The organism is Promicromonospora sp. Marseille-Q5078 (assembly GCF_050315395.1).
In the GTDB taxonomy this organism is placed as follows: domain Bacteria; phylum Actinomycetota; class Actinomycetes; order Actinomycetales; family Cellulomonadaceae; genus Isoptericola.
In genome coordinates, this window is record NZ_JBNPQG010000001.1 from 3,563,383 (window position 1) to 3,584,210 (window position 20,828).

Genomic DNA, 20,828 nt, shown 5'->3' on the forward strand with positions numbered 1-20,828 from the left:
GACGACGTGCCGGCCCGTCGGTGACGGGCCGGAGGTGAACGGACCCTGCGCGGGCTACCGCGCGAGCAGCAGGGCCGCGGACGAGTCGAACGACGTCTCGAAGTCGCTCGGGTCGATCTGGGAGAACAGTGCGGCCGCGAACACGATCACGACGATCCACGCCACGATCCCGATCGCGCCCAGCACGATGCCGGCGATCGCCATCCCCTTGCCCTGCTGACCCGTGCGCTTGATCCGCGAGAGCCCGATGATCCCCAGCACCAGCGGCACGATCGCCAGGCCGAGGATGCCGGTGACGAGCGCAGCGATCGACCAGCCGTCCGTGCCCGCGGACGGCGCGTACGGCTGGGCGTAGGGCTGGGCGTACGGCTGCTGCGGGTAACCCTGCTGCTGCGCGTAGCCCTGCTGCTGCGGGTAACCCTGCTGCTGCTGCGGGTCACCCTGCTGCTGCTGCGCGTCACCCTGCTGCTGCTGCGCGTCACCCTGCTGCTGCGGGTAGCCCGGCGGCTGCGCGGCCTGCTGCTGCGCCGGGTCCCCGGGCTGCGGCTGTGCCCCCGGCGCGGGCGGCGGGTAGCCGGGCTGCTGGTACGGGTCCGGCTGCGGGGGCTGGTGAGGCTGCTCGGCGCCGGCGGCCGGCTCGTCGGGCAGCGGGTCCTCCGGCCGTGGCTCGTACGGGTTGGGCTGCGTGCCGTCGTCCTGACTCATGGCCGTTCCTCCTCGTCGACGCCCGGCGCGGGCAGCGGTCCGGCCGCGCCCCGCTCCTCCCACTATGCCGGACTTCGCCACGACAGACCCGGTCGGCGACGTGCTCGGCGCCTACTCCTCGCCGATCGTGATGAGGCACCGCTCCTCGCGGCCGCCGCAGCTGAGGGCGAAGTCCTCGTACTCGGACCCCGCGGGCGACATCCAGTACAGGTCGTCGCAGGCCACGTCGTTCCCGGCGGAGCAGTTGTCGTAGAGAAGGTCCAGGTCGGGGTCGTCGCCGTACTCCGTCGCCGTCGCTCGGGACAGCTCCGCCCCCAGGTCGTCGAGGACGCCCTCCTCGTCGAGCACGTTCACCGCGAAGGCGAGAAACGCGACCCCGACGAGCCAGGCCAGGATCGAGACGACGCCCAGCACGATGCCGGACACGGCGAGGCCCGTGCCCGGTCGCCCGCTGCGCCGCACGCGCCGGAGCCCGACGATGCCGAGCACCAGCGGCACGATCCCGAGGAACAGCAACCCGGTGACCAGGGCGGCGATCGACACGCCGTCCGTGCCGGTGGCGGACGGCGGGTACGGGGAGTACGAGGAGTACGGCGTCGGCGACCCGGGCGGGGGCGACCCGAGCCGGGGCGGCTCGGACGGCGGCGGGACCTCCGACGGCGGGGCGAAGGGGTCGGGCGCCACCTGCTGCTGCGCGCCGTCGTACTGGCCCATCGCCACCGTCCCCTCATCGTCCACGAGGCCGTGGCCTGATCAACGGCCAGAGAATCCCACCACGGTGCCGCCCGGGGCAAGCGGCGTCCCGCACTTCACCCCTCCGCCGCGACCCGCGCGGGCCCGGCCCTCAGTTCACCCGTGCGTTCACCCGCGGCGGGGGGCCACGGCGCAGCCGTCGTGCGGCATCGTGAGCGGAGGCGCTCCGGGCACGTCGCCCGCTCCCGCGCCCAGGTCCGAAGGAGGCACCATGCGCGTCATCGTCGTCGGAGGAGGGATCATCGGGCTCGCGACGGCGGCACGCCTCGCGCGCCGCGGGGACGAGGTGACCGTGCTCGAGAAGGAGCCGGACCTCGCGCTCCACCAGACCGGGCGCAACTCCGGCGTCATCCACTCCGGCCTGTACTACGCGCCGGGCAGCCTCAAGGCCCGGCTCGGCACCGCGGGCGCCGAGTCCATGACGCGGTTCGCCGCCGAGCACGGCGTGGCCGTGGCCACCACCGGCAAGCTCGTCGTGGCGACCAGCGCGGACGAGTGCGACCGCCTGCGCACGCTCGCCGAGCGGGGCGTCGCCAACGGCGTGCCGGTGCGCGAGCTCGACCCCGTCGAGGCGCGCGAGTACGAGCCCGACATCGCCTGCGTCGCCGCCCTGCGTGTCGAGACGACCGGCGTGGTCGACTACCGCGGCGTGTGCGCCGTCCTCGCCCGGCAGGTGGGCGACGCCGGCGGCACCGTGCTGCTCGGCCGCGCGCTGCACGGCGCCCGCACGGTCGGCACGCAGGTGCGCGTCGACGTCGAGGAGGTCGGGACCGGCCGGCGGCACGAGCTGGTCGCGGACGCGCTCGTCGTGTGCGGCGGCCTGCACGCCGACCGGCTGGCGCTCGCCTGCGGCGTCGACCCGGGCGCGCGCATCGTGCCCTTCCGCGGGGAGTACTTCGACCTCGCGCCCGAGGCCGCCGCCCGCGTGCGCGGCCTCGTCTACCCGGTGCCCGACCCGCGGTTCCCGTTCCTCGGCGTGCACCTCACGCGCGGCGTGCACGGCGACGTGCACGCCGGGCCGAACGCGGTCCTCGCCCTCGCCCGCGAGGGCTACCGGCGCCAGGACGTCGTGCTGCGCGACGTGCTGGACGCCGCGTCCTGGCCCGGCCTGTGGCGGCTGGCCGGGCGCAACCTCGTGCCCGGGGCGGCGGAGGTCGTGCGCTCCGTGTCGCGCACGCTGTTCGCCGCGTCCGTCGCCCGGCTGCTGCCCGGCACCACGGCCGACGACCTGCACCCCGCGCCCGCCGGGGTCCGCGCCCAGGCGCTGCACCGCGACGGTTCGCTGGTGGACGACTTCCTGGTCCGCACCGGCCCCCGCCAGGTGCACGTGATCAACGCGCCGTCGCCCGCCGCGACGGCGTCGCTGGAGATCGCCCGACACGTGGAGGCCGAGCTGGACCGGGCGATGGCAGGCGCCCGCTGACGGTCGGGCTCAGCCCGAACCCGAGTCCACGAACCGGAAGTAGTCCGCCCGCGCGCCCGCGTCGGGGACGTCGACCCGCAGGGCCTTCTCGTCGGCACCGGGAACGCCTCGTCGGATCGCCCGCTCGATCCTGCGGTTCGCGAGCGCGTCGCGCACCAGCGCGGCCGCCGTGCCCGTGGCGCTCGGGCGGGCGCTCGAGTAGAGCCGGCCGCTGCGGTGCGCGTCGCCCGGGAGGTCCGGGAAGCCGTGCCTCGCGTCGAGCAGCGCCGTCGCCGACCCGAGGAGCCCTTGCCCTCCCAGGCCGGTCTCTCCCCGGCCCCCGAGCACGCGTGCCGCGCGCTCCAGGACGAGGCCGACCGGCACGTCAACCCGCATGCTCCTGGCACGCGCCCCGATCTCGGCCGACCGTGGTCCGCACGCCTCGACCGCACCGGTGACGTCGACGAGCCACATCAGGCGCCCGGCCCCGGACTGGGCGGCGTGGAACGCCAGCACCAGCACCGTGTCGACCGGGTCGAAGGTGGGCACGGAGCGGCCGCCGCCCATGTCCACGAGGCGACGGCGGTCGATCATCGCGTCGTGGTCCATGCGGTAGGTGCGCCGCGCGGCCTCGGGGACGGCGACGTCCCAGTGCAGGTCGACGTGCACGCCGAACGGGCCGCGCAACGCGTACTCGGCCCGGCGCGACGCCGCCATCAGCGGCCAGTTGCGGTCCTCGGGCACGCACCCTGCCTCCTCCAGCGCCGCGACCGCCTCCCCGAACGACGCACGAGGCACGTAGAGGTCGAGGTCGTAGTACTCGCGCATGTCCGGAGCCGGCCACAGGACCGTCGCCGCAGGCCCCTTGCACACGGCCCAGGGCACGTCGGCGCCGTCGAGCACCTTCCCGAGCCCGTCGAGCTCCGCCAGGACGCCGAGGTGCCGCACCACCTGCTCGTCGCGCGCCCGCCGCAGCGGGGCCCGCCACGCCTCCGGGCAGTCCGGGAGCACGGCGGCGTGCTTGGCGACGGCGGGCAGCACCCGGTGGTCCTGTGCCGCCTCGGCCAGCTGCTCCAGCGCGATGCCGGCGAGCCCGACGGACGGGGTGGCACCCTCGGGCGCCACGGAGTCGACCAGCACCTGTGCCAGCGGCCGACGCGCCGTCGTGCGTTCCCCCATCCCGGCAGGATAAGTACCGACACGTCCCGGCGGACCGCCCGCAGCGGGCGAAATCTCGGCCCGGCGGCCCTTTCGGAGGGGCGGCGCGGCTAGCGTGTCTGACGCCGGCACACGCCGGCACCCGCCGGCCAGGACGGTCGGGGACGGAGCGATCGACGTGGCGGACACGACGACGGCCCAGAACGGGTCCGGGGCGGACGAGGCCAGGACCCGGCGCCTGCTGCGCCACCTCACCGGGTCGTTGGCCGTGTCGTGGCGCGCCAGCCGCCCCCTGTTCGTCGCCATGCTGGTGCTGCAGGTGATCGTCGCCGTCGCCCTGGCGGGCCAGGTGCTGGTCGTCTCCGCGCTCCTGGACGCGCTGATCGGGCTCGCGGACGGAGCTGCCTCCCTGCGGACGGTGGCCGGGCCGGTCGTCGCCATGGCCGCCCTCACCGCGGTCGCGAGCGTCGCGGGCGGACTCCAGGGCTTCGTGCGCCGCGTGCTCGGCGAGCACGTCGCGCGGCTGATGGCCGAGGAGGTCCAGGAGGTCTCGACGAGCGTCCCCCTCGACCAGTTCGAGTCCGCGGAGTTCTACGACCGGCTCCAGCGTGTCCGGGTCAACGCCCTCTCGCGGCCGTTCCAGGTGACGCAGGGGATGTTCGACCTGGTCGGCTCGGCCATCTCGGCGATCGGCGTGGGAGCGGCGCTGGTGGCGCTGCACCCGCTGCTGCTGCCGCTGCTCGCTGTCGGGGGCCTGCCCCTCCTGCTCACCGGGCGGCGTGAGGGCCGGCTCGAGTTCGCCTTCAGGGTGGCCCAGACCACCAACGAGCGGGAGCGCATCTACACGAACTACGTGCAGAGCTCTCGGGACGAGGCGAAGGAGATCCGGGCGTTCCAGTCGGCTCCGTGGCTCCAGGCCCGCTATCGCGAGCTCTACGCGACGTACCTCGCCGCCCTGGCCCGGCACGTGCGCCGCCGGGCCCTGACGAACGGTGTCGGCAACCTTGCCGCCGCGGTCGTCCTCGCCGCGGTGCTGATGGTGCTGGCCTGGCTGATCACGCGCGGCGCGGTCTCGTTCGCCGAGGCCGGCGCCGCGGTCGTGGCGGTACGGATGCTCCAGGGCCAGATCCAGGGCATCTTCGGGGGTGTCCAGCAGATCTTCGAGTCCGGGCTCTTCCTCGACGACGTGCACGCGTTCCTCGAGGACGGCCGCGCCGCGGCAGCCGCCGCCGACGGGAGCCTGGAACCGCCGGGGGTCTTCCCCGGGGTCTTCGCCCGCGGGGTCTCCTTCCGGTACCCGGGCGCGGACCGGCCGGCGCTCCGCGACGTGGACGTCGCGCTGCGCCCCGGCGAGGTCGTCGCTCTCGTGGGCGCCAACGGCTCCGGCAAGACCACACTGGCCAAGCTGCTCGCGGGGCTCTACGAGCCGACGTCCGGCGAGGTCCTCTGGGGCGACCGCCCGCTCGACGCCATGCGGCGCGCAGCCGTGCGCTCGCAGGTCGCGGTGATATTCCAGGACTTCGTCCACTACGCCTACACCGCCACGTGGAACGTCGCGCTGGGCCGGTCCGACGTCCCGGTCGACCACGAGCGGGTGCGACGGTCGGCGCGGATCGCGGGCGTCGACGCGGCGCTCACCGGCCTCCCGGACGGATACGAGTCACGGCTGTCGCGGATGTTCCCCGGCGGCACCGAGCTCTCCGGCGGCCAGTGGCAGCGCGTGGCGATCGCCCGGGCCTTCTACCGCGACGCCGCCCTCGTGATCCTGGACGAGCCCACGGCCGCGATGGATCCCCTGGCGGAGCACGACCTGTTCGCGTCCCTGCGGGCCACGCTCGACGGGCGGACCGCGCTCTTCGTCTCGCACCGCTTCTCGACGGTCCGGTCCGCGGACCGCATCGTCGTGCTCGACGACGGCGCGGTCATCGAGGAGGGCAGCCACGACGAGCTGATGGCCCTCGACGGCGCGTATGCCGAGATGTTCACCGTCCAGGCGCGGTCCTACCTCGACGGGGCGTCCGCCGCGACGAGCGAACGGGCCGAGGCCGCCGCCACCGAACGGCGGAGCTGAGCCCCGAGCGTCGGGTCGAACGGTGGGCCCCACGGCACGTCGGCGACCAGGACGGGAACCTGGCGGGCGACCTCCGCCAGGTGCCGCAGGTGGGTGCTCTGCACGCGCTCGTCCTGCCACCCGTGAAGTCGCGGGTAGTGCAACAGCTCGAAGAGCGCCTGCGTCCCCGACCGACGGCTCACGACCAGGTCACCGCCGTCGCGGTCCGGCTGCGGCACGACGATCGCCCGCAGCGGGCGGCGGTCCCGCGCCCCGGCGCCCAGCTGGAGCACGTGGCGCGCGTCGGCGCTCACCCGGCGTCCGGGTGCCCGGTCGCCGAACCGGTCGACCAGGGTGTCGGCGCCCTTGCGCAACCGCACCTCGGTCGCCCCGAGCCGCGCCGCGAAGCCGTCCTCGGTCCGGTCGAGGCGCAGGACGTCGTCGGTGACGAGCGCGGCCCCCTCGGCGCACATCAGGGTCGCCATCGTGGACTTGCCCATCCCGGAGTAGCCGACGAAGGCGAGCACCCCTTCGTCGTCCTCGACCGCGCTCGCGTGCAGCACCGCCTCCCCGCGCAGGTAGAGCTGGAAGGCGAGCATCCCGCCCGTGGTGAGCACACGGCTCAGCCCCGGGTCCACGCCGTCCGCCTCGCGCAGCGTCACCTGCCGCCGGTCCGGGGAGATCTCGAAGTCGCACGCGTCGTGGAACCTCAGCAGGAAGCCCTCCGCCCCGAGGTCCCAGGCCGTGTACCAGGGGTCGCCGGCGAGGGCGTAGTGGAGGATCACCCGTCCCCCGGGCGCCGTGCGCTGGTCGGTGCCCGGTCCCTGGGCGAGCTCGACGTCGGCCGGTGCCGCGACGTCGCAACTCCGGGCCTGGTGCAGGTCGAACGGGGCCTCGACGACGAGGCCGTACAGCAGCTGACGATCCATGGGATGTCTCACGCTCCGTGGTGGTCGACGTGGTGGTCGACGTGGTGGTCGACGTGGTGGTCGATGACGAGGGGTCGGAAGCCGGTCCCCCGGTCCAGGTCCAGGTCCAGGTCGTCGACGCGCAGCCACGCATGGGCGCGGACGACGCCGGCGGACTTCGTGACGCCCAGCACCAGCGCCGGGCGACGTCCTCGCAGGACCCGGCCCGCGAGGACGGCCGAGCGCAGGCAGGTGCCGTTGACCCCGGGCAGGCGCAGCACCCGGCGCAGCACCCGGAGATCACGCACCTCGCGCTCGTCCAGCACGGCGAGGTCGAAGTCTCCGGACGACGGCGCGGGCGACGACAGCAGGGGAAGGTCGTAGCGGACGGCGACCCTGGTCACCCCCCAGCGCCGGAGCCGCGACTCGAGCACCACGAGGGCCACGAGGAGGCGGAGCGCGACGGGGACGGCACCCAGGCGGCGCAGCGCCCCGGCCACGGTCATCGCGGCACCTGCGCGCTCACCGACGCCAGCCACGCCTGCTGGAGGAGCAGGCTGGTCGGCCCGGGCGGGAACCCCGAGAGCCAGGCCGTACGGAGGGCGTCGACGTCGACCAGCTCGGGGTCGACGCCGCTGCCGTCCCACGTGGCGGCGAAGTCTCGCGTCGCGGACCCCAGGTAGGCGCGGTTGAACGACGCCTTGCTCCCCCGGGCGCACACCGCCCCCGGCAGCAGGCCGCCGAAGACGGCCAGCATGCCCGCGGTGCGGTCGGTGAACCCGAACGGGAACCGTGCCCCGAGGGAACGGAGGAACCGGTCGTCCAGCAGCGGATGGGCGAGCACCACGTCGTGCTCCGAAGCCACCTGCCCGTAGGTGTCCAGGAAGACGCGGCTGGCGCGGCGGCGGCGCAGCCACCCCAGGCCGCGGCCGAACGCCAGCGGCTCCGCGGCGGCGTCGCGCGCGAACTCGTCCGCGAGGCGCTCGCGGGTGCTCGCGGTCAGCCACTGCAGGCCCCCGATGCTCCCGGCCACCTCTGCCCGCTCCCGGCGTCGACGCGCGGGACGCGGCAGGAGCGAGCGGGCCGCGCTCCGTCGGGGCGTCCCGGGACGGGCGTGCTCTCGTGCGATGCGCAGCAGGGCGCGGCCCCGGCGGTCGCCGAACACCTCGTCGCCGCCCTCGCCCGTGAGCACGGCGTGGCCGCGCAGCTCGCGGAGCATCGCGTCCTTGACGTGCATCGTCGCGGGAAACAGCAGGCCGCGGCGCACCAGGCTCGCTCGCGCTTCCGCACCCAGGAGGTCGTTCTCGTCGTCGATCGTGAGGCGCTGCCAGGTCGACAGCCCCAGGTGCTCGACGACCGCCTCCTGCCACGATGTCTCGTCGGCCTCCTCGACGCCGGGGTAGCGGAACGTCACGGGCACCGGGTCGGGGGTCCCGTCCTCGCGGGCGACGGCGGTCGCGACGGCGAGCACGGCGGAGGAGTCGCGGCCGCCGGAGAAGGTCACGGCGACGGGCCGGCCGCCGGCGGCCACGCGGACTGCCCGCTTGAGCTGCTCGAGGGGATCGGGACCCGCTCCGACCGCGCGCCGGACGTCGACGAGCCCGGGCAGCCAGCAGGCTGCGGCCTCGAACGCCGTCGGGCGGTAGAACGACGTCATCGTCCGAGTCCTCCTGGAGAGACGACGCGGCACCGGTCCCCCGGCATCGGAGGGCCGGCGCCGCGTCTGCGGGAAAGGGTCAGGACGCCTTGCCCTTGTGGAACAGGTCGCCGTCGTAGTCGAAGGCCAGCGTCTGCTCCAGCGTGACGTCCTTGACCGAACCCACCTCGGTGATGCGCGGTGCCTCGTACATGGGAGGCTCCTTCCTCTCGTGCGTGCAGGACGCGTTCAACGTCGCCTGGTCGGCGCAGACCGGTCAAGCGCGCGGCGGCGATGTCACCCGCCACGGCGGCGCCTTTCACCCGGCGTCGGGTGAAAGGCCGTCCCTGCCCCGTCGGGACGCCCGTTCCCGGCCTATCCTCGGTGCGACGTCCGGCCGAGCCGGACCCGCCGACGACGAGAGGCACGACGATGAGGCTGCGCGAGGACGGGGTCACCTGGCAGGAGATCGACGGCGAGCTGGTCATCCTCGACCTCGTGTCGTCGACGTACCTCACCACGAACGGCAGCGGCGCCTTCGTCGCCAAGCTCCTCCAGGAGGACCGCTCGGCGGAGGAGCTGCGCGACGCGCTCGCCGCGGAGTACCAGATCGCGCGGGACGTGGCGCAGCGGGACGTCGCGGCGTTCGTCGACGACCTGCGCCACCGCGAGCTCCTGGTCGAGGCCTGAGTCGAGGCCTGAGTCGAGGCCTGAGTCGAGGCCTGAGTCGAGGCCTGATCAGCCGGCGGGCTCCCAGGCCCGCACGGCGCTCACGGCGACCAGCCAGTCGCTCTCGGTCACCAGCGGCATGAACGGCGTCGGCGGGCCGCCCAGGACGCCGGAGTAGTTGACGTCGAGCACCCGCGTGCCGCGGATCTCGGTCCACGGCACGGAGACGCGCACGGCGGTGATCTCCACCGGGTCGATCTCGACCAGCGCGACGCGGTCCCACAGCTGGCCGGACGGGGTGGCCACGGTGCGCCACCCGCCGTCCGCGGCGCGCACCGCCACCGTGTAGCTCCGCAGACCGGCCGTGCAGCACTTGATGCCCGCCGTGGCCACGGCGATCCGGTCGACCGTCACCGGGCCGCCGGTCTCGACCTCCACCGCCGGGGCGGGGTCGACCGAGCCGTCCGCGAGCCGGCCGGAGCGCCACGGCTCGCGGACGTCGAAGGTGCCCGACGTGATCGTGGCCGGGTCGCCCGCGTCCGGGTGGGTGGACGACACCGACACCGGGCGCCCCTCGAGCACGTCGTCGCCGAACGGCTCGGTGGCGCGCACCTGCAGCTCCGCGCCCGCCGGGAGCCGCAGCATCACCGGGCTGCCCGTCACGGGGACCTCCGTGCCCCGGGCCGCGAGCGTCAGGTCCTGCTCGGCCCCGTAGACGTCGCGGCGGGCGGCCTCGACCTCCCGCCCGCCGCGCGGCGTCACCACGACCGACGTCGACAGCTCCTCCGACCACAGCGCCAGGACCGTCGACCCGTCGTCCGCCCGGCCCTGCATCGCGTGCACCCCGGGCGCCCCGGTGCCCACCGAGGCGACGTCGTCGAGACCTGCCAGGACGGGGGCCGTCGCCGCCATCGCCGCCCCCGCCGGCTTCACGTAGGCGTCGTACTGCAGCAGCGACCACGAGTTGCCCGACTCCCCGAAGCCGCCCTCGCTGAAGAAGTACGTCCACTCCTCGACGTCCTCGAGCGCGTACCACCACAGCTTGCGCGCCACGTCCCAGCCGGACGCCCAGAAGTTCACGACGCCGTCGGACCACCAGCCGGTCTCCGTGTCCCACACCGGCCGGTCGTCGCACGGTCGGAGGATCTCCCGCAGCTGGTCCAGCTCGGCGCCGTCGGCCGAGAACCCCTCCTCCTCCCACGACCGGTTGTGCCCCGTGTACGGGTGGATGCCGACGACGTCCATCGAGTCGCAGCCGCCCGCCGCGACGAGGTCGGACCACCAGTCGAGGGCCACGCCGAGCGTGTTGCCCCCGACGACGACGGCGTCCGGGTCCGCCGCGCGGACGCCGCGGGCGAAGGGCGCGCCGACCTCGCGCTCGTACCGGGCGGCGTCGTCGTAGCCCGTGCCGTTCGGCTCGTTCCACGGCGACCAGTACACGATCCCCGGTGCGTGCTCCCGCAGGCCGAGGACGACCTGCCGCACCCAGCCCTCCCAGGTGCCCGCCTCCGCGGCGGCGCGCTCGGCGTCCCCGCCCTGGCCCACCTGCACGACGAGCCGGACCCCGGTGCGCTCGGCCTCCCGCGCCGCGGCGGCGAGGTCGGCGAACGGGTCGGTCGTCCCCTCCGGCTCGGCGCCCACGGTGGCGCCGGGCAGCGCCTCCCACGCGATCCCGGCCGGGCCGGGCTCCGCCGTCGGGTCCGGGACGAGCGCACCGAGGTCGAGCTGCACGCGGTGCGACCCGACCCCGAGCTGGTGGGCGAGCTGCACGCCGCGCAGCGGCTGGGCGCCGCCCCAGTCCGCGCCGTCCGCGAGCGCCGCCGGGTCGAGCGCGCTCCCCTCCGGGGTCACCGTGTAGCGCAGGCAGGCCCCGGAGACGGCGGTCCCGTCGTCGTCCACCAGCGCCGCGTCGACCTCGTAGACGCCCGGGCGGGACGGCGGCAGGTCGAGCTCGACCTCCCCGCCCGCCGTCGGCAGGTCGGCCAGGTGCTCCTCGCCGACGACGGGGTCCGGCACCCGCGGGTCGCCGCGCACCTGGTAGCGCAGCCGGTACCGGTCGGCGTGCGCGCCCCAGGCCTCGTCGAACACGGCGGCCACCTGCGGCTCCTCGCCGGCGGCGAACACCCCGTACGGGCGGTCGACGAGCAGCCCGGCCCCCAGGCCCATGACCGCGACGAGGCTCTCGCTGTCGGCGGTGAGCGTGATCGGCGCCCGCAGCCCCTCGGCCATCCGGTCCGCGGAGATCGCCGTCAGCGACAGCCCGCCGTCCGCGCCGTCGGTGAGCACGTAGTAGGTGTCGCCGTCCTGGAGCACCGGCGTGCGGTCGGCCAGGCTGAACGGCTGCTCGAGGTCCATGCTGACGTCCGGCCAGGTGCCGAGCAGCACGCCGTCGGCGCCATACCGGCGCAGCCCGGTGCCCGGCTCGGCGAGCAGCAGCCCGCCGCCGGGGGCCGCCCCCGCACCGGTCGCGTCCGTCCACGGCAGCGTCGGCACGCCGAGTGCCGGCTCCGCCGGGGCGGACGAGCCGAGACGCGCCCGCACGGCTCCGTCCGGCTCCACCACCGTCAGCCGCAGGTCGGTCCGGTCGCCGCCCGCGGCCGGCCGCGCGGCCGACAGGACGGCAGCCCCGCCGTCGAGCTGCCCGAGGACCGTCCCGTCGATGGGCAGGGGGTCGAGCAGGGTGCCGTCGGCGCCCACCCGGTGCAGCACCGTCCCGGCGTCGACCACGCCCACGACCTCGCCGCGACCGGCGTCGGCCCACAGGACGGTCCCCTCCAGGTCGAGGACGGCCCCGGTGGTCTGCGGCCCCTCGGGCAGCGTCGTGCGCCACGTCTCGGTGCCGTCCGGCGCCACCTTGACGAGGTCGCGGCGTCCCATCAGCGTGTCGAGCAGGTAGACCGAGCCGTCGTCGGACACCTCGAAGGAGCTCGTGCCGAAGGTCTCGGCCGACCCGTCCCAGTCGAGCTCGACCACCGTCTCGCCCTCGGGCGTCCCGCCGTCGAGCGCGAACCTCGCCACCGTGTACGTGGCGTCGACCCGGGACACGACGTACGCCGTCCCGCCGGAGACCCGGGCGGAGATCAGCTCCCCCGTCCCGGGCAGGACCCCGTCGACCACGGTGCGCACCCCGCCCGACGCGGCGTGGTCGACGCCGTCGTCGACCACCTGTGCCAGGTCGGGGATGCCGCAGACGGGGACGGCGCCGGTGACGGCCCCCGCCGGAGCGGTCGTGGCGGTCGGGGAGGTCGGGGCGGTCGCAGTGGCCGGGGCGCCCCCTCCGTCGCCCTCCCCCCGGAGCAGCGGCGGGGCGAGGACGAGCACGCCGACGACGACGACGCACGCCGCGAGCGCCGACACCGTCACCACCACTCGTCGCGTCACTGGTCCTCCCGGGAGCGCGTGCGTCCGGCCAGGCTAGGCAGCGCGGGGGACGACCGACGGGCCGGGGCGGACAGTTCACCCCTGACCCGGACCGTTTCACCCGGGCCGCACGGGGACAGGCGCCGCGGGTGCCGAAACACTGTCCAGGACGTGTGTGCAAAGACCACGACCGCACTGACGGCGAAGCCGAGGAGGCGACGCATGACGATCCCCGGGACGAGGTCGTGAGCCTGCGTGCGGAGCCGGGCGGACGCCCCTCGGGGACGTCCGCCGTCGTGGGCGTCGTCCTGGGGCTCGGCGTCGCCGCGCTGTACCTGCTCGCGGTCCGCACCGACGCGGGTCAGCGGCTGGACGACGGTGCGCTCGCCGCGACGGCGAGCCTGTGGGACGCCACCGTCCCGCTGACCCGCCTCGTGCGGGCCCTCCTCCCGCTGCTGCTGGCCGCGGTGGTGCTCGTGCCGTTGGCGCGCGCCGTCGGAGCGCGAGCGTGGCGGCGGCTCGCGGCGGCGGCGCTGGTGGTGGGCGTCTCGGTCCTCGGGTCGCAGCTCCTCAAGCACGTGCTGCTCGACCGGCCCGACCTGGGCCACCAGAGCATCCCCGAGAACTCCTACCCCAGCGGGCACGTGGCGGCGGTGACGGCGCTGTGCGTCGCCGTCGTGCTCCTTTGGCCGGGAGGGGCGTCGCGCGCCGTCGTCGCCGGCTGGTCCCTGGTCGCGCTCGTCGCCGTGGCGGTGAACGTCGTGTCGTTCGCACACCGGCCGTCGGACGTGCTCGGCTCGCTGCTGCTCGTCGGCGCGGTCACCGCCGCGACGTGGTGGGCGCTGCGCCTCGGCGAGACCCCGCCGGTCACCGTGCGCGGGCGGGCGCCGGCGCAGGTGCGGTAGGGCGGTACAGCTCCTCGTACCGGTCGACGACCCCCGCCAGGGAGAAGTCCCGCGAGCGCGCGAGGCCCTCGTCGGTCAGCGCGGCGCGACGGGCGCCGTCGCCGAGCAGGTCGGCGAGCGCGGCACCCACGCCCTCCAGCGGGACAAGGGCCCCGGCGCGGCCCTCGTCGGTCACGTACCGCGCGCCGACGTTCGGGGTGGCCACGACCGGGAGCCCGCTCGCCATCGCCTCCACGTAGGGGATGCCGAAGCCCTCGTAGTCGGACGGCAGGCAGAACGCCCAGGCCCGCCGGTAGGCGTCCGCGAGCGCCGCGTCGTCGAGCGCCCCGAGGGCCCGCACGCCGGGGCCGGCGTCGTCGGGCACGTCGCGCGAGACCATCCACAGCTCCGCGTCGGGGTGCCGCGGGCGCACGTCGCGGACGAACTGGCGGGCGAGCTCGGCACCGTTCTTGCGGCCGTGCCACGCGCCGACGAACAGCACGACCGGGTGGCCGGCGCGGCCGTCCGGGGCGGGAGCGAAGCGGGACGTGTCGACCCCGTTCGGCACCACGTCGTGCACCCAGGGGTACCAGCGCCGCGTGGCCGGCGAGACGACGACGGTGCGGTCCGCGACGACGCTCGCGAGCAGCTCGGAGCAGCCGAGGAGCACCATCCGCAGGCGCTCCTTCGCCCCGCGGATGCGCCGCGCCTCCTCGAAGCACGAGCCGTGCAGGGTGCGCACGTGCCGCGGCACGCGGCGGCGCCACAGCCAGTAGTCGTCGCCGTGCGCGTGCAGCACGTCGTAGCCGGACAGGTCGAGGCGCCGCACCGCGGTCGCGAACCGGAACGTGCGCAGCGCGCCGCCCAGCTGCACGTGCCGGTGCCCGTAGACCGCGCCCGGCACGGGCGGGCACTCGCTGATCACGTCGACGTCGTGGCCGCGCCGCACGAGCTCCGTGGCCAGCTCGTGCACCTGGTAGCCGATGCCCTGCTTGCTCGCGCTGGGCAGGTAGTAGGAGACCATCGCGATCCTCATGGCGTGCCGCCCGCCGTCCCGGCGGCACCGTCGCGCTGGCCGTCCCGGAGCCCGTCGCGCAGGGCCTCGAGCCAGCCGTGCCCGAACCGCAGGTCGGGCTCGAGGTGGTTGCCCTCCGCCCACTCGTTCCACGACTTGACCCACAGCAGGCGCTCGTCGGCGGGCCGGTGCGCCACCGACGCGGCGGCCTGGCGGACGTTCTCGCGGAAGCCGTCGGGGGTCGCCCCCTGCAGCACGATGCCGCGCCGACCGGAGCGGGGCGTGTTGTCCCAGTTCGGGTACACGCAGGGCTGGACCAGGTCGCCGGTGCGGTTCTGCTCGGCCCACGAGGTCGTGTACGGGTGGATCTCGGGCCCGCCCGCGAGCTTGCGGACGGCGCGCATGCGCAGCAGGTCCCGGCGCGACGTCCCGGCCGGCATCCGCATGTACACCCCGGCGTCGAACCCGTCCTCCTTGACCCGGTCGTACCGCACGCCGCGGCCCACGAGGTCGCTCATCTCCGCCACCAGGTAGAGCCCCTCGAGCCCGGCGCGGCGGGCCAGCGACTGCCACAGGTCGACGAAGGCCGCGGCGTCCGGCAGCTCCTCGGGGCGGAAGACGTAGAACACCGGCCGCCCGCCGACGCGCAGGTAGCGCGGGTCGCGGAACGCGGGCAGCACCGCCTCGAAGTGCGCCACGTGGTCCGCCCGGCCGGGGTAGCGCTGCTCCATGAGCACCCGATCGGCGTCGCCGTGCCAGATGCCGCTCCACGTCTGGTTGGCCCACGCGAGGCAGAACGAGATGCCGGGGTCGCCCGTCGCGAGCACCTCCGTGAACGGGCGCTCGAGGATGCGGCGGCCGTCGCCGAACCAGTAGTGCCAGTACGCGAACGCCTCCACGCCGTGCTGCTGCGCGAGCTCGGCCTGCGCGGCCCGCGACTCGGGCAGGCGCAGGTCGTAGAAGCCCAGGTCGGCGGGGACGTCGGGCTGGGCGTGCCCGGGGTACAGACGGCGCGCCCGCGCCACGTTGGTCCACTCGGTGAACCCCGGCCCCCACCACGCGTCGTTCTCGGGGACGGGGTGGAACTGCGGCAGATAGAACGCCACCGCGCGAGCCGCCGTCGTCGTCATGGCCCGAGTCTGTGCAGCGATCCGGGCCGTCTCAACGACGCCGGCGCTATTTCACCCCGGCGACAGGCCCCGGGGGCGCAACTTCACCCCGGAGACCTGCCGGTGCGCGCCTAGCCTCGCCGTATGAGGTCGCCGGGCACAGGTGGGGAGACAGGGTGAGCACCACGACGAGGCTCGGCGCGTACGTCCTGCCGGGGGACCTGACCTGGCTCGAGGACACGCTGCGCGCGTACTCCCCGCACGTGGACGAGCTGGTCGTGCCCTACCCCGAGGACGGGCTGGGCTGGAACGGCCGGCCGGTGCCCGCCCGGGAGTGCCTCGAGGTGGTCCGGACGGTCGACTCCCGCGGCGTGCTGCGCGTGGTGCCCGGCACCTGGCGGGACGTCGAGGACCCCCTGCGCGGCGAGACCGCGCAGCGGCAGGCCGCGCTCGACGCGTTCTCCCCCGACGTCGACTGGGTGCTGCAGCTCGACGGCGACGAGCTGCTCCCCCACCCGGACGCGCTGCTGGCTGCGCTCCGCACGGCGGACGCGCACGGCTGCGACGCCGTCGAGTGGCCGATGCGCGTGCTGTACCGGCGCACGCGCCGCGGCTACCTCGAGGTCACGACGGCGGCCGGCACGCCCGCGTACGAGTACCCCGGGCCGGTCGCCGTGCGCCGTGGGACCCGGCTCGCGAACGCCCGCCGCACCGACGGCCGGCGCCTGCGGGTGCTCGTGCACGGCGACACCACGTCGCCCGCGGTCCGGCGGGCCGCCGAGCCGGGCGAGGTGCGGGTCCTCGCCGCCCGCCCCGAGGACGCGATCGTGCACAACTCGTGGGCCCGGCCGCTGGGCCATGTCCGCGCGAAGGTGCGCGGGTGGGGCCACTCCCGCGACTTCGCGGCGCGGCGGTACCTGTGGCTCGTCTGGTGGCCGTCCCCGGTGGCGTGGCGGGTGCAGCGCGACGTGCACCCGCTGTTCGGCGCCGTCTGGCCGCGCCTGCGCCCGGTCCGGGAGGACGACGTGCTCCCGGCGCGGCACGGCGTGCGCCCCGCAGACCCGACGGCCGGGGCGGTGACTCCTCGTGCCTGACCGGGGACAGCTGGTGGTGGTGCTCACCTGGCACGGCCGCCGTGACACGCTCCGCTGCGTCGGCTCGCTCGTCGCCGGGTCGCCGGCCACGGACGTGCTCGTGGTCGACAACGGTTCCGAGGACGGCGTCCTGGAGGCGGTCGCCGAGCGCTGGCCGCACGTCGCGACCCTCCAGACGGGCGACAACCTCGGCTTCGCGGGCGGAATGAACCGCGGGCTGGCGTGGGGGCTCGAGCGGGGCTACGACCTGCTCACCGTCCTCAACAACGACACGCTCGTGGACCCCGGGGCGCTCGACCGCCTGGCCGCCCTGGCGACGACGGGTGCCGTGGCCGCGAGCCCACGGATCGTGCGGCTCGGTGACGGCACCGACGGGGCGGGTGACGGCGACCTCTGGTTCGCCGGCGCCGTGCTCGACGACGTCGACGGGCTCCCGCGCCACCTGACGGCGGCGGAGGCGGCCGCCGGGCTCGCCTCCGGCGAGCCGTTCGGCGCCGACCTGCTCACCGGCTGCTGCGTGTGCGCCACGGCCGCCACGTGGTGCCTCGTCGGGGGCTTCGACGCCCGGTACTTCCTCGACTTCGAGGACTCGGACTGGAGCCTGCGCGCGCGGCAGCGTGGCGTGCGGCTCCTCGTCGACCCGGACGCCGTGGTCCGGCACCGGGTCTCGGCGTCGTTCACCGGCCCGGCGTCCTACCTCGGCACCTTCTACTACGCGCGCAACGCCCTGCTGTTCGCCACCCGGTGGCGCGACGCCGGCGTGAGCGGCCGCGGCCTGCTGCGCCACCGGGTGCTCCCGCAGCCGGTGCGCACCTGGCGCGACCGCGGGCCGCGGGAGGGCCTGCGCGCCGCGGTGGTGGTGGCCGCCGCCCTCGCCGCCCACGTCGTGCGCGCCTCCGGCCGGGCCCCGCGCGCCCTCGAGTCGCTCGCCGCCTCCTGGGCGCCGCGCGGTCGGATCACGGCGCCGCCGGAGGACCGGGTGGAATCCCGCCCCGACCGGGGTGAAAAGGCCCCTGCACCCCTCGGCCCGCCCGCCCCGCGCGGTTAGCGTGACCGCACTCCTACCGTCGCGAGGGACCCGTATGAACAGCACCACCGACAGCCCGCCGGACACCGCGATCTCGACCCGCGGCCTGGCGAAGTCGTATCGCATCGCCACCTCCGGCCGCTCGCACGACCGGCTGTCCGAGGCGCTCGTCGCGCGCGTCCGGCATCCGTTCCACCGGCGCGAGTTCGAGACCTTCGACGCCCTGCACGACATCTCGTTCGACATCCCGTGGGGCGAGGCCGTCGGCATCGTGGGGCGCAACGGCGCCGGCAAGAGCACGCTGCTGAAGATCCTCACGCGGATCACGGCGCCGAGCGCCGGCCGGGTGGAGCTGGGCGGCCGGGTGGGCAGCCTGCTCGAGGTCGGCACCGGCTTCCACCCCGAGCTCACCGGCCGCGAGAACATCTACCTCAACGGCTCGCTCCTGGGCATGGGCCGCAGCGAGATCCGGCGCCGGTTCGACGACATCGTCCGGTTCTCCGGCGTCGAGAAGTTCCTCGACACCCCGGTCAAGCGCTACTCCTCCGGCATGTACGTGCGCCTGGCCTTCTCGGTGGCGGCCCACCTCGAGACGGAGATCCTCGCGATCGACGAGGTGCTGGCGGTGGGCGACGCCGAGTTCCAGCGCAAGTCGCTGGACAAGATGCGCGACGTCGCGAAGGACGGCCGCGCCGTGCTCTACGTGAGCCACCAGATGCAGACGGTGACGACGCTGTGCAGCTCCGCGATGTTCCTCGACCGCGGGCGCCTGGTGCACCACGGGACGGTGGATGACGCGATGGCCGCCTACCGCGAGAGCTTCAACAGCTTCCGCGAGAGCCAGGAAGACGTCCGACGACGGCCCGGTACCGGGCTGATCCGGTTCACCCGGGTCACGACGCCCGAGATCCGCGAACCGGTCGACGACACGGTGATCACGTTCGAGGTGGGCGCCAACCCCGAGATCGTCGGGAAGTACTTCGTCACCTGCCACGTCCGCAACCATCGGGGCGTCATCGTCACCCAGGCCGACTCGCGACTCGTGGGCCAGTGGTTCGACCCGTCCGAACCGCACGGCGGCGAGGTCCGGATCAAGGACCTCTGGCTGGAGCCCGGGCCCTACACGGTCGACATGTACCTGTGCCAGGCGGGCGTCTTCGACGAATGGCAGGCTGCCGCCACGTTCGAGGTCCTGCCTCATCTCCCGTACCCGGAGGTCGTCATCGAGGACGGCATCTTCGGTGCCGTCCTGTGCGACTTCGACTACGAGACGTGGTGACCGGCATGAGCACGGCCAGAGCCGCGACCAGGATCGTCATCACCCCGCCCGGGCGGCTCAACGTGCCCCGGTGGCGCGAGCTGTGGGAGGCGCGCGAGATCTTCTACCGCTTCGGCGTCCGCGACATCGTGCTGCGCTACCGGCAGACCGCGATCGGCGTCGCCTGGGTGGTGCTGCAACCGCTCGTCACGGCGGCGATCTTCGCGATCGTCTTCGGCCGGGTGGCGGGCCTGCCCACGGGCGGCGTGCCCTACTTCCTGTTCGCCTTCGCCGGCACGGCGGCGTGGACCGTGTTCTCCGGCGTGCTCACCCGCGCCGCGCCGTCGCTGGTGGCCAACCAGGCGCTGGTGTCCAAGGTGTTCTTCCCCCGCGTCGTGGTGCCGCTGTCGACCATGCTCTCCGTGCTGCTCGATTTCGCCGTGTCGCTCGTGCTGTTCGCGGTGCTGCTCGTGGTCAACGGCGTCAACCCCGGCTGGGCCCTGATCGGGCTGCCGCTGTGGACGCTCTGCGCCCTCGCGCTCGGGTCCGGCCTCGGCCTCGCCGCGTCCGCGATCATGGTCAAGTTCCGTGATGTCCAGTACGTGCTCCCCTGGCTGGTGCAGGTGCTCATGTACGCGACGCCGGTGGCCTACTCGCTGGACGCCGTCCCCGCGGGCCTGACGTGGTGGTTCGAGGCGAACCCGCTGACCTGGCTCATGGAGTGCTTCCGCTGGGCCATGCTCGGCACCCCCGGCCCGCCGGCCTGGCAGGTCGCCGGCCTGCTCGGGGTCTCGGCCGTGGCCGTGGTGGGCGGGCTGCTGGTGTTCCAGCGGCGCGAGCGCGAGTTCGCGGACGTGATCTGATGACCGCCCGCGTGACCGTGGTCATGTCGACCAACCGTGTCTCCCCCTACCTCGCCGAGGCGCTGCAGAGCGTCAAGGACCAGTCGTTCACCGACTGGCACCTGGTCGTCATGGACAACGCCTCGCCCGACCCGGAGGGCGTGCGGGACGTCGTGTCCGCCGTACCGGGTGCCGTCGTGGTGCGCGAGGCGGGCCACGACGTGTCGATCCCCCTGAACCACGGCGTCGCGCTCGCGCGGGGCGAGTACGTGACGTTCCTCGACGACGACGACGTCTGGCTGCCCGACCGGCTCCAGGTGCTGGTGGACGCGCTCGACGCCGACCCCGGCGCCGGCGCCTCCTACTCGTCCATCGACGCCATCGACGCCGGCGGCGGCCACCGCGGGCACCACTTCGTCGCGCGGGACGAGACGGCACGCGACCTGCTCTCTGGCCGCTGTCCGTTCCCGAACCTCGTCTCCTTCGTGTACCGGCGCACCGAGCTGGTGCGCGTGGGCGGGTTCAACCCCGCACTCGCCTACGCGGAGGACACCGACCTCACCTTCCGGCTGCTGCAGTACTCGCGTCTCGTCGGCGTTCCTGAGGTGCTGACGCTCTATCGCCGGCACGGTTCCAACACGACCCACGACAACAAGGCCCAGGTACATGACTGGGCGCGCCGCATGATCGGCATGCAGCTGTGGGGCGCCGAGAACAACCCAGACCCGCGGGTGCTCGCCGACGTGCGGGCGAACCTTGCCGCGCTCGACGCCCGCGACGCCGCGGACTCCGTCGGCGAGGGCCTCGCCCGGCTGCGCCGCGGCCGGGTCCTGGGGGCCGCGCGGATGCTCGGTCGCGCCGTACGGCTCGACGCCCGGGCCGCGGCGCGCGAGGCCACCCGCCGGGTGCGGCACCGGCTCGGCCGTCCCTGACGACCTGACGGGTCTCGACAGGCTCG

General features: G+C 74.9%; 19 protein-coding genes. 9 read left to right on the forward strand and 10 right to left on the reverse strand.

Annotation, left to right across the window (positions count from 1 at the left end):
- Nucleotides 1–54 precede the first annotated feature (54 nt).
- Entirely contained in the window at nucleotides 55–705 is a 651-nt protein-coding gene (locus tag ACQFYA_RS16430) for a DUF4190 domain-containing protein (RefSeq protein WP_499125930.1), read from the reverse strand.
- A gap of 111 nt (nucleotides 706–816) precedes the next feature.
- Nucleotides 817–1,419: a DUF4190 domain-containing protein gene (locus ACQFYA_RS16435; RefSeq protein WP_499125932.1), complete on the reverse strand. Its 603-nt coding sequence runs from the start codon at nucleotides 1,417–1,419 to the stop codon at nucleotides 817–819.
- A gap of 250 nt (nucleotides 1,420–1,669) precedes the next feature.
- On the opposite strand from ACQFYA_RS16435, the gene lhgO reads away from it, so the two are divergent.
- Complete coding sequence (gene lhgO, locus ACQFYA_RS16440; protein WP_499125934.1) at nucleotides 1,670–2,881, forward strand: L-2-hydroxyglutarate oxidase; 1,212 nt, start codon at nucleotides 1,670–1,672, stop codon at nucleotides 2,879–2,881.
- Nucleotides 2,882–2,890: 9 nt separating this feature from the next.
- Here the strand turns inward: lhgO and ACQFYA_RS16445 are convergent, their stop codons facing one another.
- Complete coding sequence (locus tag ACQFYA_RS16445) at nucleotides 2,891–4,039, reverse strand: nucleotidyltransferase domain-containing protein (protein WP_499125935.1); 1,149 nt, start codon at nucleotides 4,037–4,039, stop codon at nucleotides 2,891–2,893.
- A gap of 157 nt (nucleotides 4,040–4,196) precedes the next feature.
- Between ACQFYA_RS16445 and ACQFYA_RS16450 the strand changes: the two genes are divergently transcribed.
- A complete protein-coding gene (locus ACQFYA_RS16450) occupies nucleotides 4,197–6,089 on the forward strand; it encodes an ABC transporter ATP-binding protein (protein WP_499125936.1) in 1,893 nt (630 codons plus the stop codon).
- On the opposite strand, the gene ACQFYA_RS16455 is transcribed toward ACQFYA_RS16450, so the two are convergent.
- From ACQFYA_RS16455 to ACQFYA_RS16470, 4 genes are all read right to left on the reverse strand, one after another.
- Complete coding sequence (locus tag ACQFYA_RS16455) at nucleotides 6,020–6,997, reverse strand: hypothetical protein (protein WP_499125937.1); 978 nt, start codon at nucleotides 6,995–6,997, stop codon at nucleotides 6,020–6,022. The two genes, ACQFYA_RS16450 and ACQFYA_RS16455, sit on opposite strands and share 70 nt — an antisense overlap.
- Nucleotides 6,998–7,005: 8 nt before the next feature.
- Complete coding sequence (locus ACQFYA_RS16460) at nucleotides 7,006–7,482, reverse strand: lasso peptide biosynthesis B2 protein (protein ID WP_499125939.1); 477 nt, start codon at nucleotides 7,480–7,482, stop codon at nucleotides 7,006–7,008.
- The gene (locus tag ACQFYA_RS16465) at nucleotides 7,479–8,633 is read right to left on the reverse strand and encodes an asparagine synthase-related protein (protein ID WP_499125940.1); all 1,155 of its coding nucleotides are present in this window, start codon (nucleotides 8,631–8,633) and stop codon (nucleotides 7,479–7,481) included. Before ACQFYA_RS16465 ends, ACQFYA_RS16460 begins: the two co-directional genes overlap by 4 nt.
- Before the next feature lie 79 nt (nucleotides 8,634–8,712).
- Nucleotides 8,713–8,826, reverse strand: a complete 114-nt coding sequence (locus ACQFYA_RS16470; protein ID WP_499125942.1) for a lasso RiPP family leader peptide-containing protein — start codon at nucleotides 8,824–8,826, stop codon at nucleotides 8,713–8,715.
- A gap of 218 nt (nucleotides 8,827–9,044) precedes the next feature.
- On the opposite strand from ACQFYA_RS16470, the gene ACQFYA_RS16475 reads away from it, so the two are divergent.
- A complete protein-coding gene (locus tag ACQFYA_RS16475; protein ID WP_499125944.1) occupies nucleotides 9,045–9,302 on the forward strand; it encodes a PqqD family protein in 258 nt (85 codons plus the stop codon).
- A gap of 48 nt (nucleotides 9,303–9,350) precedes the next feature.
- On the opposite strand, the gene ACQFYA_RS16480 is transcribed toward ACQFYA_RS16475, so the two are convergent.
- Nucleotides 9,351–12,662 carry a hypothetical protein gene (locus ACQFYA_RS16480; protein ID WP_499125945.1) on the reverse strand — a complete coding sequence of 1,104 codons (3,312 nt, stop codon included), beginning with the start codon at nucleotides 12,660–12,662 and terminating at the stop codon, nucleotides 9,351–9,353.
- A 224-nt stretch (nucleotides 12,663–12,886) separates the two neighbouring features.
- Between ACQFYA_RS16480 and ACQFYA_RS16485 the strand changes: the two genes are divergently transcribed.
- Entirely contained in the window at nucleotides 12,887–13,546 is a 660-nt protein-coding gene (locus ACQFYA_RS16485) for a phosphatase PAP2 family protein (RefSeq protein WP_499125947.1), read from the forward strand.
- On the opposite strand, the gene ACQFYA_RS16490 is transcribed toward ACQFYA_RS16485, so the two are convergent.
- A complete protein-coding gene (locus tag ACQFYA_RS16490) occupies nucleotides 13,509–14,561 on the reverse strand; it encodes a glycosyltransferase family 4 protein (RefSeq protein WP_499125949.1) in 1,053 nt (350 codons plus the stop codon). The genes ACQFYA_RS16485 and ACQFYA_RS16490 overlap by 38 nt on opposite strands.
- Complete coding sequence (locus ACQFYA_RS16495) at nucleotides 14,558–15,670, reverse strand: glycosyltransferase WbsX family protein (RefSeq protein ID WP_499125951.1); 1,113 nt, start codon at nucleotides 15,668–15,670, stop codon at nucleotides 14,558–14,560. Before ACQFYA_RS16495 ends, ACQFYA_RS16490 begins: the two co-directional genes overlap by 4 nt.
- A 155-nt stretch (nucleotides 15,671–15,825) precedes the next feature.
- On the opposite strand from ACQFYA_RS16495, the gene ACQFYA_RS16500 reads away from it, so the two are divergent.
- From ACQFYA_RS16500 to ACQFYA_RS16520, 5 genes are read left to right on the forward strand one after another with little or no spacing between them, the layout of a single operon-like run.
- Nucleotides 15,826–16,743, forward strand: coding sequence for a glycosyltransferase family protein (locus ACQFYA_RS16500; RefSeq protein WP_499125953.1), 918 nt, complete (start codon nucleotides 15,826–15,828; stop codon nucleotides 16,741–16,743).
- A complete protein-coding gene (locus ACQFYA_RS16505) occupies nucleotides 16,736–17,791 on the forward strand; it encodes a glycosyltransferase family 2 protein (RefSeq protein WP_499125954.1) in 1,056 nt (351 codons plus the stop codon). The genes ACQFYA_RS16500 and ACQFYA_RS16505 overlap by 8 nt, the downstream gene beginning before the upstream one ends.
- Before the next feature lie 34 nt (nucleotides 17,792–17,825).
- Entirely contained in the window at nucleotides 17,826–19,049 is a 1,224-nt protein-coding gene (locus tag ACQFYA_RS16510; RefSeq protein ID WP_499125956.1) for an ABC transporter ATP-binding protein, read from the forward strand.
- A gap of 5 nt (nucleotides 19,050–19,054) precedes the next feature.
- Nucleotides 19,055–19,891, forward strand: coding sequence for an ABC transporter permease (locus ACQFYA_RS16515; protein ID WP_499125958.1), 837 nt, complete (start codon nucleotides 19,055–19,057; stop codon nucleotides 19,889–19,891).
- On the forward strand, nucleotides 19,891–20,802 hold the full coding sequence (locus ACQFYA_RS16520) for a glycosyltransferase (RefSeq protein ID WP_499125960.1): 912 nt from the start codon (nucleotides 19,891–19,893) through the stop codon (nucleotides 20,800–20,802). The genes ACQFYA_RS16515 and ACQFYA_RS16520 overlap by 1 nt, the downstream gene beginning before the upstream one ends.
- The last annotated feature ends 26 nt before the right edge of the window (nucleotides 20,803–20,828 follow it).